Annotated in this window: 19 protein-coding genes; 11 read left to right on the forward strand and 8 right to left on the reverse strand. The window is 72.1% G+C overall.

The features are described from left to right. Positions 1 to 3: 3 nt before the first annotated feature. Positions 4 to 948 (reverse strand): helix-turn-helix domain-containing protein, encoded by a 945-nt coding sequence (locus tag F4553_RS01815; protein ID WP_184831228.1) that lies wholly within the window; start codon positions 946 to 948, stop codon positions 4 to 6. 279 nt (positions 949 to 1,227) lie between these two features. Between F4553_RS01815 and F4553_RS01820 the strand changes: the two genes are divergently transcribed. Continuing rightward, positions 1,228 to 1,560, forward strand: coding sequence for a hypothetical protein (locus F4553_RS01820; protein ID WP_184831230.1), 333 nt, complete (start codon positions 1,228 to 1,230; stop codon positions 1,558 to 1,560). A gap of 143 nt (positions 1,561 to 1,703) precedes the next feature. Here the strand turns inward: F4553_RS01820 and F4553_RS01825 are convergent, their stop codons facing one another. From F4553_RS01825 to F4553_RS01840, 4 genes are all read right to left on the reverse strand, one after another. After that, a complete protein-coding gene (locus F4553_RS01825) occupies positions 1,704 to 2,387 on the reverse strand; it encodes a hypothetical protein (protein WP_184831232.1) in 684 nt (227 codons plus the stop codon). Between the two features lie 213 nt (positions 2,388 to 2,600). Then, on the reverse strand, positions 2,601 to 3,974 hold the full coding sequence (locus F4553_RS42190) for a methyltransferase family protein (RefSeq protein WP_184831234.1): 1,374 nt from the start codon (positions 3,972 to 3,974) through the stop codon (positions 2,601 to 2,603). Continuing rightward, on the reverse strand, positions 3,971 to 4,453 hold the full coding sequence (locus F4553_RS01835) for an SRPBCC family protein (RefSeq protein WP_184831236.1): 483 nt from the start codon (positions 4,451 to 4,453) through the stop codon (positions 3,971 to 3,973). The genes F4553_RS42190 and F4553_RS01835 overlap by 4 nt, the downstream gene beginning before the upstream one ends. A 111-nt stretch (positions 4,454 to 4,564) precedes the next feature. Continuing rightward, positions 4,565 to 4,897, reverse strand: a complete 333-nt coding sequence (locus F4553_RS01840) for a hypothetical protein (RefSeq protein WP_184831238.1) — start codon at positions 4,895 to 4,897, stop codon at positions 4,565 to 4,567. 114 nt (positions 4,898 to 5,011) lie between these two features. Here F4553_RS01840 and F4553_RS01845 point away from each other — a divergent pair, with 114 nt between their 5' ends. Both F4553_RS01845 and F4553_RS01850 read left to right on the forward strand, forming a co-directional pair. Continuing rightward, positions 5,012 to 5,956, forward strand: a complete 945-nt coding sequence (locus F4553_RS01845) for a DUF3500 domain-containing protein (RefSeq protein WP_376776156.1) — start codon at positions 5,012 to 5,014, stop codon at positions 5,954 to 5,956. Positions 5,957 to 6,003: 47 nt separating this feature from the next. Then, positions 6,004 to 6,501 (forward strand): GNAT family N-acetyltransferase, encoded by a 498-nt coding sequence (locus F4553_RS01850; RefSeq protein WP_184831240.1) that lies wholly within the window; start codon positions 6,004 to 6,006, stop codon positions 6,499 to 6,501. A gap of 120 nt (positions 6,502 to 6,621) precedes the next feature. Here F4553_RS01850 and F4553_RS01855 read toward each other — a convergent pair whose 3' ends face one another. After that, positions 6,622 to 7,506, reverse strand: a complete 885-nt coding sequence (locus tag F4553_RS01855) for a hypothetical protein (RefSeq protein ID WP_184831242.1) — start codon at positions 7,504 to 7,506, stop codon at positions 6,622 to 6,624. 216 nt (positions 7,507 to 7,722) lie between these two features. On the opposite strand from F4553_RS01855, the gene F4553_RS01860 reads away from it, so the two are divergent. Beyond that, entirely contained in the window at positions 7,723 to 10,428 is a 2,706-nt protein-coding gene (locus F4553_RS01860) for a VWA domain-containing protein (protein WP_184831243.1), read from the forward strand. Between the two features lie 175 nt (positions 10,429 to 10,603). Here F4553_RS01860 and F4553_RS01865 read toward each other — a convergent pair whose 3' ends face one another. Together F4553_RS01865 and F4553_RS01870 are read right to left on the reverse strand one after the other, a co-directional pair. Next, on the reverse strand, positions 10,604 to 11,680 hold the full coding sequence (locus F4553_RS01865) for a class I SAM-dependent methyltransferase (RefSeq protein ID WP_184831245.1): 1,077 nt from the start codon (positions 11,678 to 11,680) through the stop codon (positions 10,604 to 10,606). Between the two features lie 116 nt (positions 11,681 to 11,796). Continuing rightward, positions 11,797 to 12,765: a phosphotransferase gene (locus tag F4553_RS01870; protein WP_184831253.1), complete on the reverse strand. Its 969-nt coding sequence runs from the start codon at positions 12,763 to 12,765 to the stop codon at positions 11,797 to 11,799. A 62-nt stretch (positions 12,766 to 12,827) separates the two neighbouring features. Here F4553_RS01870 and F4553_RS01875 point away from each other — a divergent pair, with 62 nt between their 5' ends. The 7 genes from F4553_RS01875 to F4553_RS01900 all read left to right on the forward strand — a co-directional run bounded on the left by F4553_RS01875 (position 12,828) and on the right by F4553_RS01900 (position 18,273). Then, entirely contained in the window at positions 12,828 to 14,030 is a 1,203-nt protein-coding gene (locus F4553_RS01875) for an MFS transporter (RefSeq protein WP_184831255.1), read from the forward strand. A gap of 4 nt (positions 14,031 to 14,034) precedes the next feature. Beyond that, positions 14,035 to 14,538 carry a TlpA family protein disulfide reductase gene (locus F4553_RS01880; RefSeq protein WP_184831257.1) on the forward strand — a complete coding sequence of 168 codons (504 nt, stop codon included), beginning with the start codon at positions 14,035 to 14,037 and terminating at the stop codon, positions 14,536 to 14,538. Next, positions 14,538 to 14,618 (forward strand): putative leader peptide, encoded by an 81-nt coding sequence (locus F4553_RS42800; RefSeq protein ID WP_376776186.1) that lies wholly within the window; start codon positions 14,538 to 14,540, stop codon positions 14,616 to 14,618. The genes F4553_RS01880 and F4553_RS42800 overlap by 1 nt, the downstream gene beginning before the upstream one ends. Before the next feature lie 87 nt (positions 14,619 to 14,705). Further along, complete coding sequence (locus F4553_RS01885) at positions 14,706 to 15,122, forward strand: DUF4395 domain-containing protein (RefSeq protein WP_184831259.1); 417 nt, start codon at positions 14,706 to 14,708, stop codon at positions 15,120 to 15,122. A gap of 106 nt (positions 15,123 to 15,228) precedes the next feature. Continuing rightward, a complete protein-coding gene (locus F4553_RS01890) occupies positions 15,229 to 16,179 on the forward strand; it encodes an acyl-CoA desaturase (RefSeq protein WP_184831261.1) in 951 nt (316 codons plus the stop codon). Positions 16,180 to 16,333: 154 nt separating this feature from the next. Then, positions 16,334 to 17,374, forward strand: coding sequence for a glutathione S-transferase family protein (locus tag F4553_RS01895; protein ID WP_246465801.1), 1,041 nt, complete (start codon positions 16,334 to 16,336; stop codon positions 17,372 to 17,374). Next, positions 17,371 to 18,273, forward strand: a complete 903-nt coding sequence (locus F4553_RS01900) for an alpha/beta hydrolase family protein (RefSeq protein ID WP_184831265.1) — start codon at positions 17,371 to 17,373, stop codon at positions 18,271 to 18,273. Before F4553_RS01895 ends, F4553_RS01900 begins: the two co-directional genes overlap by 4 nt. Positions 18,274 to 18,275 lie beyond the last annotated feature (2 nt).

Consider the following 18,275-nt stretch of genomic DNA (forward strand, 5'->3'; position numbering starts at 1 on the left):
GCATCACCCGCTGATCCAGACGCACGCCTTGCTACGACTCCAGTCGGTGGGGTTGGGCTCGTTGCCGGTGAACACACCGGCCTGCACGCACAGCCTCGTGCCGGGCTTGAGGACGAGTCCGGAATCGTGCTTCCACACGTACGTATGGACGTAGACGCCGTTCGCGACGACACCACACGGCGTGCGTTTGGCGCTGCCGTACCACCTTCCGTCGGGAGAGGTTCCGCTCACCATCAGCGCCATGCTGCAATGGGGTGTCGTGGTCTCTACGGACCCCTCGATCTGCGAGGCCGTGTTGGCGGCTCGGGTGACGCGGATGCAGAGACTTCCCCACGGGTTGGTCGACGTGCAGTGCGTCGAACCAGGTCCGACCGCGGCATCGTCGACGGGTCCGCTCACGACCGATGGTGGCGAGTCGCCACGGGTGACCAGCAGGATGAGAACGAGCCCGACCAGGAGGACGGCGCCGAAGGCCGCGCCGAATCCCGCTCGCGGGGGCGCCGCCGCCGTCGGTGCAGCGGGCTCGGGCGGCCGGCCGTCCCGTCGGCCCCGAACGGCGTGGGCGGAGGTGTCGTCGGCGTTCGGCTCGGCTGCCACGTTCGCGTCCTCGCCGATCCGGTGGGACGCAGCCTGCGCGTCCGCGCCTTCGCCGCCTTCGCCCTGGGCGTCGGCGAGCCGATCGCGTGCCGCCATCCACCGCTTCAACTCGTCCTCGGCCCCGCAGGCCCGGATGAACGCGGCGAGAAGATCCTCCCGCGGCAACGCCGAACGCCGCAGGACATCGGCGATCGTACTGCGGGGCAGGAGGTCGCCGCGCTCGGCGGCGCGGCGCTCCAACTCCCGGTAGGTACGTCCGCTCCGGTGCCGGAGCCGGCCCAACAGGTCGACGAATTCTGCCGTGGAATCTGCTCGCTCCGGATGGAGCTCCACAGGATCCAAATCCCCCATAGGCAGAAACGATAGTCAATCGTCGATGAAATTATGTCGGCTGCATGACATGTTTCGCGATCAGCGCCCCTCGACCCTGTCCGGGTTTGGCGGACGTCCGTGGCATGACCAGTCCGGACATCGCGAGCCCTGTCCCGGACAGCCGATCTCCTTGCCGGAGGCTCCGCGTCCCCGACAGGCTCGACGGCATCAGCCCTCCCATCGGCCGGGGTCGGCAACGGGTTCCTTTGCGATCCGGCGCTCCGGCCGACTGGGTCGACCCTTACCGGAGGTTTCACCATGAGTTCTCGTCGAACTCTCGCCCGGCTCGCCACGATCGCGACGGCCGGCGCGGCCATGGCGGTGAGCGGCATCGCCGCACCGGCCCAGGCCGCCAGCGTCATCACCCCGAACGCCAACTGCCCCGGGTACACCACCTGGAGCGACACGTCCGGGCCCGGTGGCGGCGCGCGGCGCCACGTTCAGTGCAACAGCGGCTACTACGTGCAGGTCGAGATCTACTGCAACACCGGCAACGCCTCCAGCCCCGGATTCCGCAACGGTTACAACAAGGCCGAATGCCCTGGTTACGGCGGCCGTGCGACCGGCGGCTGGGGCTACTCCTGGTACTGATCCCGGTCGTGCGCGAGGCTTCGCCCGCACGCCGAGGTTGAGAGCAATGTGATGCCCGCCCGGCAACGCTCGTCGCGCTGCCGGGCGGGCATCAGTCGAAAACGGCAGGGGAAGGTCTGCGCCGCCCCCGGCGGGTCAGCCCGTCAGCCGAGCTCGGCGAGCTTGACCTCGAGCTCCGCGAGCTCGGCACGCAGCCGCTCGGCGTGGGCCTGGGCCTCGGCGCGCTCGCTGGACAGGATCTGCTCCACGGCCTCCTGCACACCGGGAACGTCGAGCAGGCTCACCATCTGCAGCGCCTCGGCGGGCTTGATGACATAGGGCTTGGCGAGCGCCTTCGTGCCCTGGATCGCGCCGACCGTCCACTCGCCCTCGGTGTAGGCGATGGTCACGGTCAGCCCGGGGGGAGCCTTCACCTTGGCGGTCTTGCCGGCCGGCTTGCGGGGGGCCGGGGTGGCCTGCGGTGCGGGCTCCACTGGGGACTCTGGCTGCACGGAACGCTCCTGACGGGCAATGGGCTTATCGAGGATGAATTCAGGTTCGGGTGCGGTCTCGACCGGTGCCTCGACGGGCTCGGCCTTGCGCACCGCCGCAGGCTTGGGTGCACCCTTGGGCGGCAGCGTGAGGTCGCTGGGCGCGAACGGCAGCGCGTCGCCGCCGAACTTGACCAGGATCCATTCGTCGTGGACCGCGGGGTCGTCGAGCTGGATGACCTGCCCGATCTGACCCGCGATCTGCCCCGCCGCCTCGGTGAACATCACCCGTGGCCGTTTCCCGGCCGCGAGGGTCTCCTGAATCTGCTCTATCTGCGGCGCTGATAGACCTGCCATCGTCGCTCCCTCGCTTCCCTACGGTGGTTGTGCCCGAACATATGTTTGACACAGCAGTGTCTACCAGAGGGTGCCGACACTTTCAGCACCGACACCCGGCACAGATTACTGAGTGGCCCGCTTCACCTGTTGCTGGGTCGCTGCGCTCCGCGCGCCCCTGTGCACTGCCTTCCCTCGTCGCTGTATTTCTGGGTCGCTGCGCTCCGCGCGCCTCTATGCGCTGCCTTCCCTCGTCGCTTCGCTCCTCAGTCCAGGCAGCGCGGCGCGCTCCGCACAGCTCCCGGGCTCCTCAGTCCAGGCAGCGCGGCGCGCTCCGCACAGCTTCCGGGGGTGGTGACCCCCTGCCCCAGGGCGTCGACGAGGAGTTGCGCGACGGCGCCGAGCACCGGAAGGCGCAGCAGCCACGCCGCGATCGCCCAGGCCAGGCCCGCGTGCTCGAGTCCACGGCCGACGGCGGCGACCCCGTCGGCGGTGTGGCCGTCGTGGCCGACATACCGGGCGCGGTGCAGCACCAGGGGGGTAGGACTCGGCAGCCGCGATCCGCAGGCCCACCGGGTGTCGGCCCTCGACGAAGACCCGCGTCTGGTCGCAGGGATCACACGCGCGGGCCAGGAACAGTGTCGCCTCGGCCGTGACGTGCGGTGTCGTGCGCGGCAGCCAGTCGCGGACGTGCTCGCGATAGGCGAGCCACGGCGCGCCGAGCCGGACGGTGAGGTCGTCGCGCTCGTGGACGGCGGCGATCGCGACGGAGAACGCGACGGTCATGGCGGCGGCGCCCACCGTGGACAGGCTGTGGGTCAGGGCGGCGATGAGCAGTGTGGACGCCGAGCAGGACAGCTGCATCGGGTTCGCGACGTAGGCGTAGGGGCCGGTCGTGACGAGCCGCTGCGGCGGGTCCCACGGGAACGGGGTGCCGCCGCCACGGGTGGCGAATTCGCGTACCGCCGACAGGCCCGGCAGGGCGAGCAGGAGCGCGACCTGCGCGATCACCGCGAGCCACGGCGCGGGCAGGGCGAGCAGATGGTCCCAGGAGCCGTCGCCGAGGGTGATCGCGACGGTCGGCAGCAGCCACATCGACAGCCCACCGAAGACGGCGACCTGCAGCGTGGCGCGGGCGGCGAGCCGGCGGCGGGTCACGGTCCAGCGGCCGAGCAGCAGCACCGGCAGCGCCACGAGGGCCAGCCCGGCCGCCTCGCCGAGCAGCCACCGGTCGCCGAGCACGACGAGCGGCGACAGGCGCGGCATCGCCAGCACGTCGACCCAGGCCAGCACCGCGAGCAGGACCGGCACCGGCACCCGCCGGACGAAGACGGGCACCGCGCCCCACAGCACCGACCAGCCCAGCCACAGGTCGACGGGCAGGCCCCAGATCGAGCCCTCGACCGCCGCGTAACGCCACCAGCCGAAGACCAGGGCGAGATGATGCAGCGCGGCCAGGCCGATGGCCGCGGCAGCGCCCGCGAGCAGCGCCGCGCCCCACTCCCGCCGACGATCCTGGGGGGTACGCCCACCGAGCAGCCCCGCGACCGCGAGCAGGGCCAGCGGGGCGAGGAGCACGGCGTAGCGCAGCCAGCCGACGGCGGTCACGACACGTCCAGGGTGTCGAGCAGGTGCTCGGCGGCGGCGGTGACGAAGGCGTTCTCGACGGGGCCGAAATACCAGACCGGGTCGAGACCGCGGCGGAACGTCATCGACATGGTGACCTCGGTGCCGCCGCCGGTGCCGGGGTGCCAGGTGAGGTCGGCGTGCTGGAGTGCGAGCCAGCGGGCGGTGATGGTGGTGTCGCCGACGACGCGGAAGGCGACCCGGCCGGGGGCGGACTCGGCGACCTCGGCGGTGATCTGGCCGCCGTCGCCGTGCGCGTCGCCGTGGTAGCAGAAGGTCCACCGGGCGCCGGGGGTGAGCGAGATCCCCGAGACGGTGGCGGGCAGCGGGATGCCCAGGCGCAGCAGCAGCGGGCGCGGCTCGCGGGGGACCGGTCCCTTCGCGATGCGGGCGGCGACGGTGTCGGGTGCGGCGGCGACGGCGCGGGTGACGGTGACGGTCTGCACGGGTTCGATCCGCATCTCGGGGGTGGTGCCCTCGATGCTGCTGAGCAGGATCAGCGGGATGAGCGCGTAGGTGCCGGTGCGCTTCTGCGCGGCCTGGACGATGGCGGTGATGCCGTGGCCGACGCCCTAGACGAGGGGAGCGGCGAAGACGACGCAGATCGCGCCCTCGTGCAGCCACACCGCGGAGAGCATGAGGCAGATCGTGATCGCCTTGAAGACGGTGCCGTGCAGGCTGCGGGCGGGCTTGGCGGCGGCGACGGCGAGCGCGATGACGGTGGGCAGCCCGACGAAGAGCAGCGCCGAGTCCCGGGCGCCGGTCTCGACGGCGGCGATGAAGGCGAGCACGGCGACGGCGACGATGCCTCCGCAGAGGATCATCCGGGCGCGGCTGCTGGAAAGCGGTTGAGGCGACTCGGGCGGCGGTGGCGGCGTGAAGTCGGGCGTCAGTGGCGTGGTCATGCTGGTCTCCCCTTGTTTGAGCGGTCGCTTAAAGCGAGAGCTTAAAGGGCATTTGAGCGAGCGCTCAAGTGTGTCCTGTATTACACCTGTGCGCGGGAGGTCTATAAAGTTCAGGTGACCGACACCTTGCCTGTGCTGATGCGTGCCGCCGCCAGCCACCTGTTGACCACCCTCGACGAGGAGTTGCTGGCCCGGGCCACGCGCAGATTCGCCGACGACGAAGCCCGCCGCTGGATCGAGTACCGCCCCCGCCCCCGACCCGGCGTCAGCCTCGCCGAGATCCCCGCCCCCGCCCGCAAAGCCGTGCACCGGCTCCTCGCGACCGCGCTCAGCCCACACGCGTACGCCCAGGTCATGGCCGTCACCGCGCTGGAGGAGGTGCTCGACCGCAGGGAGGGCTGGGGCCGGGGCCGCCACAGCGACGACTACTGGATCGCGGTCTTCGGCCACCCCGCCGACGACCGCTGGGCCTGGCGCTTCGAGGGGCACCACATCTCGGTCACCATGACCGTCGCCGGGGACCGGATCTCCCCGTCGCCGGTCTTCCTCGGCGCCAACCCGGCCCGCGTCGGCTACCGGGGCCGGGCGGTCTCCCGGCCCCTGGCGCCCGAGGAGGACATGGCGCGCGAGCTGCTCACCGCGCTCAGCCCCGCGCACCGGGCCGCGGTGATCATCGCCGACGAGGCACCCTTCGACATCGTCAGCGGCACCAGCGCCCGCGCCGAGGCCTGGATCCAGCCGCTCGGGATGCCCGCCACCGACCTGCCGCTCACCGCCCGGGGGCTGCTCGACGAGCTCGTCGCCCTCTACCTCGACCGGCTCCCCGACGAGCTAGCCCGCGCCGAGTCGCAGCGCCTGACCGGGCCGCTGCACTTCGCCTGGGCCGGATCCCCCGACCCCGGACGGCGCCACTACTACCGGATCCAGGGCGAGGACCTGCTCATCGAGTACGACAACACCAGCGACGACGGCAACCACGCGCACACCGTGCTCCGGCGCCCGGCGAGCGACTTCGGCGACGACATCCTGCGCCGGCACCACGCCGCCGACCACCGCTGACCCGAATCGTGTTGCCCGCCGGTGCGACGGCGGGTCACGATGCCGGCATGAAGTTCAGGCAGGCGAGCAATGAGGACTGGGCCGGGATCTGGCCCATCGTGCGGGAGGTCGTGGCCACCGGGGAGACATACACCTGGTCGCCGACGATGGACGAGGCTGCGGGGCGAACCGCGTGGATGCTGCCCGCACCCGCCGAGGTCTGGGTCGCCACCGACGACGACGGCACCGTCATCGGCACCGCGATGCTGCGGCCGAACTACCCGACGCTCGGCGACCACGTCGCCAACGCGAGCTTCATGGTGCCCGCGTCCGCCGGCGGCCGGGGCGTCGGGCGGGCGCTCGCCGAGCGGATCATCGAGCGGGCCCGCGAGCTCGGGTTCCGGTCGATGCAGTTCAACGCGGTGGTCAGCACCAACACCCGGGCGGTGGCACTGTGGCGGTCGATGGGGTTCGAGGTCGTCGGCACCTCGCCCGGCGCCTACCGCCACGCCACCCTCGGGTACGTCGACCTGCTCATCATGTTCCGCGACCTGACCAAGCCCTGACGGCGCCTAGGACCGACCCCAAGATCGCCGCAACTCTTGAAGAGTTGGTCCTAAAACCCGTTAGGACCAACTCTTCAAGAGTTGCGGCGATCTTGGGTTGTGGCCTGGCGCGGACCGCGGTCAGTGCCCCGGTGCCGGCGGCTTCGGGGTGAAGGGCGGGAAGTGCTTGGTCTCGCCGGGGTGCACCCGGGCGGAGCCGCGGGCGGTGGCGGCCTGCGTCCAGACGGTACCGCCGTCCAGGGCGATCGCGACCACCCGGCGGTCGTCGTCCTCGGTCTCGGTGACGGCGCCGGCGAGCAGCGACCGGACGAGCCGGGCCGCCACCTCGTCGTCGGTGCCGGGCGGGCCGAGTTCGACGCGCAGCTCCGGGCCGAGGCCGACGACGACCTCGTGCTCGCTCCAGCCGACGCTGAACGGGAACGGCCCCGGTGCGGTGGGGCGTACCTCGACGAAGGAGACGCCCAGATCGTTGAGGCTCCAGGAGACGGTGGCGCCGCCGTTGAGCGGGGCGAGCAGGGTCTGCATCCGACGGGTGAAGCCGTGCCGTCCGTTGATCGCCGGTGCCTCGGCCGACGGTGCCGAGGTGCGGTAGCGGTCGTACCGGATGCGCTCGGGCTTGGTCAGACCCAGGCCGCGCCGGGTGCGGACCGTGACCGCCGCGGTGCCTGCGCCGATCGTGGCGATGGCCCGGTAGGGCACGCCGCCCTTGCGCCACACCGTCTCGGTGACGGCGCCGCTGACCAGGCGGGCGACGAGCCGCCGGCAGGACTGCGCCATCTGCTCGGCGTCGGCGCCGCCGACCGCGAGCCGCGACATCACCCCGAACTCGATCGTGAGCTCGGACTCGCCCTGCGCGTGGACGACGAACGGGCACCGGCCCGGCGACCGGGGTGTGACGTGCAGCTCCGGGTAGAGCTCGGTGCCGGTGAGCGCGACGGTGGCGTGCCCGCCGATCGAGGCCGACAGCTCCACCGCGAGGTCGCGCAGAAACGACGGGAGGATCACCGGTGGCCTCCTCGTCGGAGTTCGAGCAGGTGAGTGGGGTTGCGAATATACGGGCCGGGATGCGCGGGCATGCAAATGCGACGGAAGAGCCCGGACCCGAAAAAGACTGCGTGACGCACCGTGACTGTGCTAATACCGGCATATAGGGCATATCTTGTCATAATGCTCACTACCTGCTCGTACTCGAATCCGGGCAGATGGTGAAAGCGATCAACGATGACTTCAGCACGGCCGGCCGCGCGCCGGTTCGCCGCCCTGGGCGCGGCGCTACTCACGGCGGGCAGCCTCGCGGCGGTGCTGGCACCCGCTCGTTCCGAAGGCGCACCGGGCCCGAACAACACGACCCTGACCATGCACAAGGCGGCCGACCGCACGTCACCGCAGGTCGTCAGCGGCCTCGCCGGGACCACCTTCGACTTCTACGCCGGGATCGCGGGCACGCCGCCGACGCCGGGAACCACCCCGGTCGCGGCGTCCTGCACCACCGTCGCCGACGGCACCTGCAGCGTGGACGTGGCCGGGCGGACCGGCGGCACCGGCAACAACGTGCAGGGCTACTGGGTCATCGAGCGGACCGCACCGGCCGGATACACCGCGCCGCAGAGCCTCGACACCGGCGCCGGACCCACCGTCTCGACGGTCTACAACCGGTACTTCACCGGCAACGTCTCCAACAACGTCGGCTACAACTTCCCGCAGGCGAGCACGGGCAACACCAACCCGCTCGCGCGCGAGGACACCTGGGCCGACATCCGCAACAACCCGGCCCTGCCGGACCGGTGCGGGCTCAACATCGCGCTGCTCATCGACGTCTCCGGCTCGATCATCCCGGACCTGCAGTCGGTCAAGGACGCGGCCAACGGCTTCGTCGACGCCCTCACCGGTACGCCGTCGAAGATCGCCCTCTACTCCTTCGCCACCGGCGCCGACGCCCTGCTCGGCCCGACACCGGTGCCCGACGCCGCCGGCGCCGACACCGTCAAGGCGGCGATCAACGCGCTCGTCGCGGGCGGCGGCACCAACTGGGACTCCGGCCTCTTCCAGATCGCGGCCGCCACCAGCACCTACGACGCGGTCGTGATGCTCACCGACGGCAACCCGACCTTCTACGGCCCCAACTCCGAGGGACCGGGCAACTACACCCGCTTCCGCGAGGTCGAGAACGGCATCTTCTCCGCCAACGCCATCAAGGCCCTCGGCACGAAGATCGTCGCGGTCGGCGTCGGCGCCGGCATCAGCGGCTCCGCGCAGAACCTCCAGGCCATCTCCGGCCCGGTCGTCGGCGTCGACTACGTGCAGACCGGCTACGCCGCGCTCGCCGCGGTCTTCCGCGAGATCGCCCTGCGTACGTGCGCTGGCACCATCAGCGTCGTCAAGAAGGTCATCCCGCCCGGCGGGGTCATCGCCGACGCGCTGCCCACCGGCGGCTGGACCTTCAGCACCGCCACCGGCGGAGTTACCCCGGCCACCGGCGACACCGCCGCCGACACCGGTGCGGTGAGCTTCACCGCGACCCTCGGCGGCGCGGCCTCGCTGCCCGTCACCATCACCGAGACCGCCCAGCCCGACCACACCCTGGAGCAGGTCGGCGGCAACAACGCCACCTGCACCTCGGACGGCAACCCGGTCACCGCCACCAACAGCGGCGCGCTCGGCTTCACCGTCGACGCGCTGCGCAACGCGATCGTCACCTGCACCGTCTACAACCGCACCACGATCCCGCCCGCTTCGGTGCAGGTCAACAAGGTGTGGAGCATCAACGGCACCAGCTACAACGAGCCGGCGCAGCCGTCGGAGTTCCAGTCGGCGCTCGAGCTGACCGGGCAGACCGTCCCGACGTGGGGGCAGGTCTACGCCGGATACCAGGCCGGCGACTCGGTCACCATCGGCGAGACCGTCAACCAGGACCTGCTGCCGCCGGGCTGCACCAACACCCCCAGCGGCGACCTCGGGGCCAAGACCCTCGCCGCGGGCACCAACACCTACACCGTCACCAACACCGTGGTCTGCACGACATCGCTGAAGCTGCTCAAGGAGATCGTCAACCCGTACGGGCCGCCGCAGAGCCCGCTGGACGCGTGGACGCTCATGGCGTACCCGACGGGGTCGAACACGCCCGCGATCACCGGGACCACCGGGATCTCCGGCACCGTCACCGCGAACTCGCGCTACGCGCTCGGCGAGACCGCGGTCGCGGGCTACGTGCAGGAACGCGCACCCGGCTCGGTGATCAACCCGCCGTCGACCGGCACGTGGCACTGCGTGCTGCGCCTGCGCGACGGCACGCTCGGCCCCGAGTACGACGGCCTCAACGGCGGCGTCACCGTGCAGCTCGGCCAGCAGGCGGAGTGCACGGCGAAGAACATCGCGCAGAAGGCGAAGCTGACCCTGAAGAAGACGGTGGACAACACCCACGGCGGCACCGCCGTCCCCACCGACTGGCTCCTGGAGGCGGCACCGCAGCCCGGCAACCCGGACGCGGTACTGATCAGCGGCCGCGACGGCCAGCCGGCCGTGACGGGCGCGGCGATGATCCCGAACCTCGCCTACACGCTCGACGAGCTCGCCGGACCCATCGGCTACGACGAGGTCGGGCTGCCGGTCTGCCTGCTCACCGGTACGCAGACCCCGGTCGACACACCCGGCAGCGTCCTGACGGCGCTGATCGGGCAGGACATCACCTGCACCTTCACCAACGCCGACCGGGAGCCGCCGCCGTCCCCGTCGCCCTCGGTGGCACCGCCGCCGCCACCGGTCTCGCCGTCGGTGAGCCCGTCGGTGAGCCCGCCACCGATCCCGGTGACCGGTATGGCCCTGACCGGCATCGCCGGCGGCGGACTGCTCGCGATCGGCATCGGCGTGGTGCTGCTGTTCCTGGCCCGACGCCGCAAGTTCGACGGAGATGACGCCGAGCTCGGCTGACGCTCCCCGTGAGAACGGCGTGTGCCGCGGACCCCTCGCCAGGTCCGCGGCACACGCCGTTTCGGTCCGCCGTTTCGGTCCACCGCGCTGTCACGCTTTGCTGCAAAGCGTGACCATTTCGCGCCGCGAGGCCACGCTTTGCTGCAAAACGTGACAGCGCGCGGGACGGCCGCTCCTACGTCGTGAGGCGGTAGAAGCGGAAGAACGGGTGCTCGATCGGGAGGACCTCGGTGCCGGCGAACCCCGCCGCCTCGGCGAGTTGGCGCAGCTTCGCCGGGCGCATCACCGTGCCGACCGGGTCCATGTCGGCGGCGTCGCGGCCCTGCGGCAGGCACCACAGCGGGCTCATGTTGGCGAAGAACCGCTGCACGATGTCGTCGCTCGCCGGGACCAGGGTCTCGTCGACCGCCTCGTCCATCACGATCAGCGAACCGCCGTCGCCCAGCGCCCGGCGAGCCGTCCGCAGGACGCGGTCCGGGTAGCCCATGTCGTGCAGGCACTCGAACATGAACGCCACGTCGACACCGCCCTGCGCGAGCGGTTCGGCGAGGTCGTGGCGGTGGAACGCGACCCGGTCGGCGAGGCCCTCGTCGGCGGCGTGGCGCAGCGCCTCCTCGATCGAGGCCGGGTCCCCGTCGTATCCGGTGACCCGGGTGTGCGGGTAGGCGCGGGCGATCTCGATCGTCGACCAGCCCGCACCGCAGCCCAGGTCCGCGACGACCGCCGGCTGCCCGGCGTCGCTCAGGCGCTCGACGAGCCCGGGGATCGCGGGCAGCCACGTCGGGATCAGATCGTTGGCGTACGCGGGCCGGTTGAGCGCGGCCTGCGCGGAGACCCCGGCCGGGTAGGCGGAGTAGGGGACGCCCGCACCGGTGCGGAACGCGTCGAGCAGCGCCGGGAGCATCGCCCCGGCGGAGGCCATCGCGGTGCCCAGCGGCGCCATGTAGGAGGGGGAGAGCTCGTCGACGAAGACCTCCCGGGCACCGTCGGCGAGCGCGAACTCGGCGACGGTGAGGTCGTCGCCGGTGGTGCCGACGAACCCGGAGACCACCTGGCCCTGCAGCCACTCCCGCGTATAGCGCTCGTCGCACCCCGCCGCGAGCGCCAGCTCCGCACTGGTGAGCGGCCCCTTGTCGGCCAGCACCCGGTAGAGCCCCAGCCGGTCCCCGAGGTAGATGTTGGCGATCTCGGTCCCACCCACGGCGGCGGCGAGTACTCGCCCCGCCACGTCATCCACTCCACTGCCACCCATAGCCGCCACTCTATGCGGTACGGGTCGCGGCGCTCGCCAATTCGCGTTGATCAAGGGAAGACTCGCCATCCCGGGTGCCCGATTCGCGGCGAGTCTTCCCTTGATCAACGCGAATTTCAGGGACGCGAGACGACATCGGGGCCCAGGAGTTCCTCCAGCCAGCCGGTGATGCCGTCGCCGTACTCCGTCAGCGCCTGCTCGTCGGCGTCGATGAGGGAGCGGTGGTAGGACAGCGCCTTGCTGACCTTCGTCACCTCGATCGCGTCCTGGCAGATCCGGCGGAGCTCCGGCAGGTCCGCCTCGCCGCCCCAGGCGCTGAGGTAGTGGTCGCGCAGGCGGTGCAGGACCGGGTCGTCGTGCTCGACCTTCGCGTCGCGGTGCACCACCCGCAGCGCCACCAGCATCGTGCCGAACGGGTGGGCGAGACTCGCGTCGCCGAAGTCGAAGAACCGCAGACCACCCTCGGCGTCGGCGAAGACGTTGCCGGTGTGCAGGTCGTCGTGCTGCACGCTGGGCGCGATGCCGGACGCGTCCAGCCGGGCCGCGAGCTCGGCCAGGCGCGGCTCCCAGGCGCGCAGCGCCGCCAGGTTCTCCGCCGACGTGTTCGCCACGACATACGGGTCGTCGAGCAGCTGCGCGAAGATCTCCGGGACCGCCCGCGGACGTACGTCGGGCACACCCATCGCGAGCAGCTCCTCGGCGCGCGGGGCGACCGCCTGCTGCAGTTCGGCGTAGCGGCGCAGCAGCACCTCCCACCGGTCCTCGTGGAACACGTCGCCGGTGAGCGACCGCAGCGTGTGACCGCCGTCGGGCAGCAGCATCCAGCCGCGCGGCACGTCGACCGCGATCGGCACGATCACATGGTCCGGCAGCAGCGTCGCGAGCAGCCGCATCAGCCCCGCCTCGTAGCGGCTGCCCTCGTTGTTGCGCTTGAACCACACCTCGCCGCCGTCGACGGGCACCCGCGCCACCCGCGACCACGGGCGGTCGCGGTCGATGACGGCCGGGCCGGTGGCAGGGGTGCCGCGGTCGGCGAGGGCCGCCGCGATCCAGGTCTGGGCCAGCGCCCACTCGGTCTCATCCACGCGGCTGAGGCTAGGGGTAACCCGGTCGCGCCGCGACGGGATATTCGGGCACACTGACGATCATGTTGCGCAGCCGGTGGGGCCTCGTCGCCGCGCTCGCGATCTCGTCCACCGTCGGCTACGGCGTGCTCTTCTACGCCTTCGCGGTCTTCCTCACCCCGATCACCGCCGACCTGCACACCAGCCCGGCCGCGGTCACCGGCGCCGTCACCGTCTCGACGCTGGTGATGGCCGCGGTCGCCGTACCCGTCGGGAAATGGCTGGACCACCGCGGCGGCCGCACGCTGATGACCGCGGGCGCGCTGATCGCGTTCGCCGCGGTCGCCGCCTGGTCGCGCGTCGATTCGATCCCCGAGTTGTACGCCGTCTTCGCGCTCATCGGCCTCGCGTCGGCGATGACGCTCTACGGACCGGCGTTCGCGGTGCTGGTCCGGCACCTGCCGACCGAACGGCACGCGAGCGCCCTGCTCGCGGTGACGATCGTCGCCGGGCTGGCCACCTCCGTCTTCACCCCGCTCACCGGCTGGCTGACCGAGGAGTTCGGCTGGCGCCGCGCCCTGCTGCTGCTCGCCGTGGTGCTGCTCGCGGTGACGCTGCCGCTGCACCTGCTCGTCGTGCCGCGCGGCGCCGGACACCACCCGACCACCGTCCCCGTCACCGCGCAGCAGCGGGCCCGGATCGTCGCCGACGCCCGCCGGGACCCGGCGTTCTGGCTGCTCGCGGCGGCGTTCATGGCCAACGGGGTGGCGATCACCGTCGTCCCGATCCACCTGGTCAGTTTCCTGATCTCCGTGGGTCACCCGGCTGCTTTCGCCGCCGCGATCGCCGGGCTCCTCGGGGTGCTCTCGGTCACCGGGCGGATCGTCACCACCGGGTTCCGGCGGCGTATGCCGACCGCGCTCGTCGCCGCCGCCGTCTTCGCCCTGCAGGCGGTCGCGATCGCCGCGATGCCCGCCGTCGGCGGCAGCACCTGGGGTGCGGTGACCTGCGTCGCCCTGTTCGGACTCGGGTTCGGCGTCTCCACCCTGACCCGCCCGGCGCTGCTCACCGAGCGCTACGGCACCGCCGCCTTCGGCACCCTCACCGGCACCCTGCAACTCCCGTTGGAGCTGGTCAAGGCCGGTACGCCGGTCGCCGCCGCAGCCGTCGCCACCCTCGGGCACTACGGCCTGGTGATGGCCGGCGTCGCGGTCTGCTGCCTCGTCTCCGCGGCGTGCCTCACCCTCCTGCACCGGCACCCCGTGCCGCAGCCCGCGTTACCGTAGACGGGTGCTCCCCGGCCTCCTCACCGTCATCGCCGCGCTCGCCGTCGCCTCCGTCGCCGGTGTGGTGTGGCAACGCCGCAACGGCACCTTCCGCAGCACACGCGCGGCGGACTCCCTGCCCGTCGCCGACGGCCCCGCCGTCCTCACCGAATCGTCGGTCGACGCCGCACCGGCCTGGCCCGACGTCTGGCAGCGGCTCGGCCTCGTGCCCGGCACCCCGGTCACCCTCGTCCAGTTCTCCAGCGCCTTCTGCGCGCCGTGCCGCGCCACCCGGGCGCTGTGCACCGACGTCGCCGCGGCGATCCCCGGCGTCGCCCACGTCGAGGTCGACGCCGAGAGCCACCTCGCCGAGGTCCGCGAGCTCGACATCTGGAAGACCCCGACCCTGCTGCTCATCGACGGCCAGGGCCGCGAGCGGCTGCGCGCCAGCGGCCTGCCCACCAGGTCTCAACTCGTGGTCGCCATCGGCACCGTACTGGCGCCGGACGCGGACGCGGCCGTAGCCTGATGACCGTGAACCTGACGAAGCGCCGAGCGGTGGACTACTGCCGCGTCTCGTCGTGCCTGTGTCGCCCTCGCTGCGCCTGACACCTTCGCTCACTCGTCCCAGCGGGCCCTGCGGGCCCGGTCGCTCCCCCCACCCCAGCGCAGACCTCTGACGCAGAGAGTCCTTCCATGCAGCTTGACGTTCGCGGCCCGCGCTTCGCGGCCACCGTCACCACCGTCGTCCTCATCGCCATCCTGCTCACCGGCAGCGGCTGGCTCGCCGCCGCGCAGGCCGTCGTCTTCCTCGCCGGCGCGATCAGCGCCCGCACCATGCTCTACGGCGTGCTCTACCGCAAGCTCGTCGCGCCGCGGCTCGCCAAGGCGACCGAGTTCGAGCCGTCCGAGCCGGTCCGGTTCGCCCAGGGCGTCGGGTTCGTCTTCGCGGCCGTCGCCGCCGCCGGTTTCCTGTCCGGCGTCCCCGTCGTCGGGTTCGTCGCGGCGGCGTTCGCGCTGATCGCCGCCTTCCTCAACGCCGCGTTCGGGTTCTGCCTCGGCTGCGAGATGTACCTGCTGCTGCGGCGCGCCTTCGGCCCGCGTACGGCCTGAGGGGTCCGTCCGTGGCGGTTCCAGGGTGATATCCACGCGCGGCGTGTAGCCTCGTGCCGGGCCACAGGCAGGCCCGCACCGGCAACACCCACCCGGCGGGAGCCACATGAACGCTGTGACCACGATGCCCGACCAGCTCAGCGGCCCCAAGCCGCTCCTGGACGCCCGGCAGGGAGGTGCAGCGGCGGTCACCATGTGGCTCTTCGTCGTGCTGCCCTTCGTCGCACTGCTGGCCGCGATCCCGCTCGCCTGGGGCTGGGGCCTCGCGCTCGTGGACATCCTCATCGCGGTCGGCATCTACCTGCTCTCCGGGTTCGGCGTCACCGCCGGTTTCCACCGCTACCTCACCCACGGCTCGTTCAAGGCCAACCGGGCCCTGCGCATCGGCCTCGCCGTCGCCGGGTCCCTCGCGGTGCAGGGCTCACCCACCCAGTGGGTCGCCAACCACCGCCGCCACCACGCCTTCTCCGACCGCGAGGGCGACCCGCACTCCCCGTGGCGCTACGGCACCAGCGTCCTGGCCGTGCTCAAGGGCCTCGGCTACGCCCACATCGGCTGGATGCTGCGCCGCGAGCTGAGCAACCGGTCCCGCTTCGCCCCCGACCTGCTCGCCGACCGTGACATGCGGGTCGTCGGGCGGCTCTTCGGGCCGCTGGTCGCCGTGTCACTGCTCGGCCCCGCGGTCCTCGGCGGCCTCATCACCTGGAGCTGGGTCGGCGCGCTGACCGCGTTCTTCTGGGCGGGCCTGGTCCGCATGGCGCTGCTGCACCACGTCACCTGGGCCGTCAACTCGGTCTGCCACGTCTTCGGCGAGCGCCCCTTCGCCAGCAAGGACAAGGCCACCAACTTCTGGCCGCTGGCGATCATGTCGTTCGGCGAGAGCTGGCACAACTCGCACCACGCCGACCCGACCGGCGCCCGCCACGGCGTGCTGCGCGGCCAGATCGACCCGTCGGCGCGGCTGATCTGGGTCTTCGAGAAGCTCGGCTGGGCGCACGACGTCCGCTGGCCCAACGCCCAGCGCCTCGCCGCGAAGCGCAACGCCCCCGCCGCGTAGCTCGCCCGCTGCGTGCGCCTCGGCGCTGACCACGTTGTTTCCGGGAAAGAGTCCCCTCCCGTACCTGGTGAGAGGCTTGTCTCCCGGAAGCAGCGCGATCTCGCGTGAGCCCTGGCGTGGGCAGAGGCGCTCCGGGTGGGGCAGGATGGGTGGCATGGCAGAGACGAGCGAGGCCGACAGCCAGGGCAGCTACGTCAACCCGGGCGGTGAGTTCAGCCGCGACCAGCGCTACATCGCCACCCGCATCACCGAGGACGGCCGCGACGGCTATCCGGTCGAGCCCGGCCGCTACCGCCTGGTCGTCAGCCGCGCCTGCCCCTGGGCGAGCCGCGCCGTCATCGTGCGGCGGCTGCTGGGCCTGGAGGACGCGCTGTCGATGGGCATCACCGGCCCCACCCACGACAAGCGGAGCTGGACCTTCGACCTGGACCCCGGCGGCGTCGACCCGGTGCTCGGCATCGAGCGGATCCAGGACGCCTACTTCGCCCGGTTCCCCGGCTACGAGCGCGGCATCACGGTGCCCGCGATCGTCGACACCACCACCGGCCAGGTCGTCACCAACGACTACGCCCCGATGACGATCGACCTGTCGACGCAGTGGCGCGCCCACCACCGCCCCGGTGCGCCCGACCTCTACCCGCAGGCGCTGCGGGCCGAGATCGACGAGGTCAACAAGGGCGTCTTCACCGATGTCAACAACGGTGTCTACAAGTGCGGGTTCGCCGGGTCGCAGCGGGCCTACGACGCGTCCTACCGGCGGCTGTTCGCCCGGCTCGACGAGCTGTCGGCGCGGCTGGCCGGGCAGCGGTACCTGGTGGGGGACACGATCACCGAGGCCGACATCCGGCTGTTCACGACCCTGGTCCGGTTCGACGCCGTCTACCACGGGCACTTCAAGTGCAACCGGAGCAAGCTCACCGAGATGCCGGTGCTGTGGGCGTACGCGCGGGACCTATTCATGACGCCCGGGTTCGGCGACACCGTCGACTTCGACCACATCAAGCGGCACTACTACGAGGTGCACCGGGACATCAACCCGACCGGCATCGTGCCGCTCGGACCGGACCTGTCGGGGTGGCTCACGCCGCACGGGCGCGAAGCGCTGGGCGGGCGCCCGTTCGGCGACGGTACGCCGCCCGGCCCCGTCCGCCCCGACGAGACCGTGCCGCCGGAGCACACCCCGCTCGGCTCGTGATCTTCCAACCGGGGAAGGCGGAGCTCGCGTTCACCGGTGCGGGCAACCGCCTCGTCGGCGATGTCGTCACCCCGCCCTGGCCCGGCCCGCACCCCGGGGTCGTCTTCGTGGAGGGCTCCGGACCGGGCGGCCGCGACCTGGGGGACTGGCCGGTCCGGCTCGCCGCGGCGGGGCTCGCCAGCCTCGCCTACGACAAGCCCGGCTCCGGTGCCTCGACCGGCGACTGGACGACGCAGAGCCTCGACGACCGGGCCCGGGAGACGGTCGCCGCCGTGCGGGCACTGCGCGGCCACCCCGCGGTGGCCGGTGCCCCGGTGGCGCTGATCGGCGGCAGCCAGGGCGGCTGGGTGGCCCAGTTGGCCGCCGCCGCGGACCAGGGGATCGCCGCCGTCGTCACCGTCTCCGGCCCCGGTGTGGGAGTGGCCGCCCAGGAGGAGTACCGCCTGCGCCACCAGCTGCCGGCGTACGGCTTCGGCGCCGACACCGTCGAGACCGCACTGGCGCTGCTCGCCGCGCAGCTGCGTCCCGGTGCCGACCCGGCGGCCGTGCACGCCCACCAGGTCCGCTGGCAGGGCGAGGGGTGGTACCCGCTGCTCGCCGGCACCACCCCGGCGTCGATAGCCTTCCTCGCCCGGATCGCCGGCCACGACCCGGAGCCGGTGCTGGCGCGGTTGCGGTGCCCGCTGCTGCTGGTCTTCGGCGGGGACGACGTCCTGGTCCCGGTCGACGACAGCGTCCGCGCGGTGGAGCGGATCCTGTCGTCGACCGGCCATCCCGACTTCACGACGGTCGTCTTCCCCGGGGCCGACCATGCCGTCCGGCTCGGCACGGGCGAGCGCGCCCCGGGCTTCGACGAGTTCGTCACCGGCTGGCTGCGGCGCCGGCTGTCGCCCGCGTAGCC

Origin of the sequence: Allocatelliglobosispora scoriae, assembly GCF_014204945.1 — a bacterium.
Lineage (GTDB): Bacteria > Actinomycetota > Actinomycetes > Mycobacteriales > Micromonosporaceae > Allocatelliglobosispora > Allocatelliglobosispora scoriae.

Coding starts and splice junctions, on each gene's coding strand:
- F4553_RS01835 (WP_184831236.1), bottom strand. CDS start 4,453: ATGCGGATCGAACCCGTGCAGACCGTCACCGTCACCCGCGCCGTCGCC.
- F4553_RS01860 (WP_184831243.1), top strand. CDS start 7,723: ATGACTTCAGCACGGCCGGCCGCGCGCCGGTTCGCCGCCCTGGGCGCG.
- F4553_RS42800 (WP_376776186.1), top strand. CDS start 14,538: ATGACCGTGAACCTGACGAAGCGCCGAGCGGTGGACTACTGCCGCGTC.
- F4553_RS01895 (WP_246465801.1), top strand. CDS start 16,334: ATGGCAGAGACGAGCGAGGCCGACAGCCAGGGCAGCTACGTCAACCCG.
- F4553_RS01875 (WP_184831255.1), top strand. CDS start 12,828: ATGTTGCGCAGCCGGTGGGGCCTCGTCGCCGCGCTCGCGATCTCGTCC.
- F4553_RS01820 (WP_184831230.1), top strand. CDS start 1,228: ATGAGTTCTCGTCGAACTCTCGCCCGGCTCGCCACGATCGCGACGGCC.
- F4553_RS01815 (WP_184831228.1), bottom strand. CDS start 948: ATGGGGGATTTGGATCCTGTGGAGCTCCATCCGGAGCGAGCAGATTCC.
- F4553_RS01825 (WP_184831232.1), bottom strand. CDS start 2,387: ATGGCAGGTCTATCAGCGCCGCAGATAGAGCAGATTCAGGAGACCCTC.
- F4553_RS01890 (WP_184831261.1), top strand. CDS start 15,229: ATGAACGCTGTGACCACGATGCCCGACCAGCTCAGCGGCCCCAAGCCG.
- F4553_RS01865 (WP_184831245.1), bottom strand. CDS start 11,680: ATGGGTGGCAGTGGAGTGGATGACGTGGCGGGGCGAGTACTCGCCGCC.
- F4553_RS01840 (WP_184831238.1), bottom strand. CDS start 4,897: ATGACCACGCCACTGACGCCCGACTTCACGCCGCCACCGCCGCCCGAG.
- F4553_RS01850 (WP_184831240.1), top strand. CDS start 6,004: ATGAAGTTCAGGCAGGCGAGCAATGAGGACTGGGCCGGGATCTGGCCC.
- F4553_RS01885 (WP_184831259.1), top strand. CDS start 14,706: ATGCAGCTTGACGTTCGCGGCCCGCGCTTCGCGGCCACCGTCACCACC.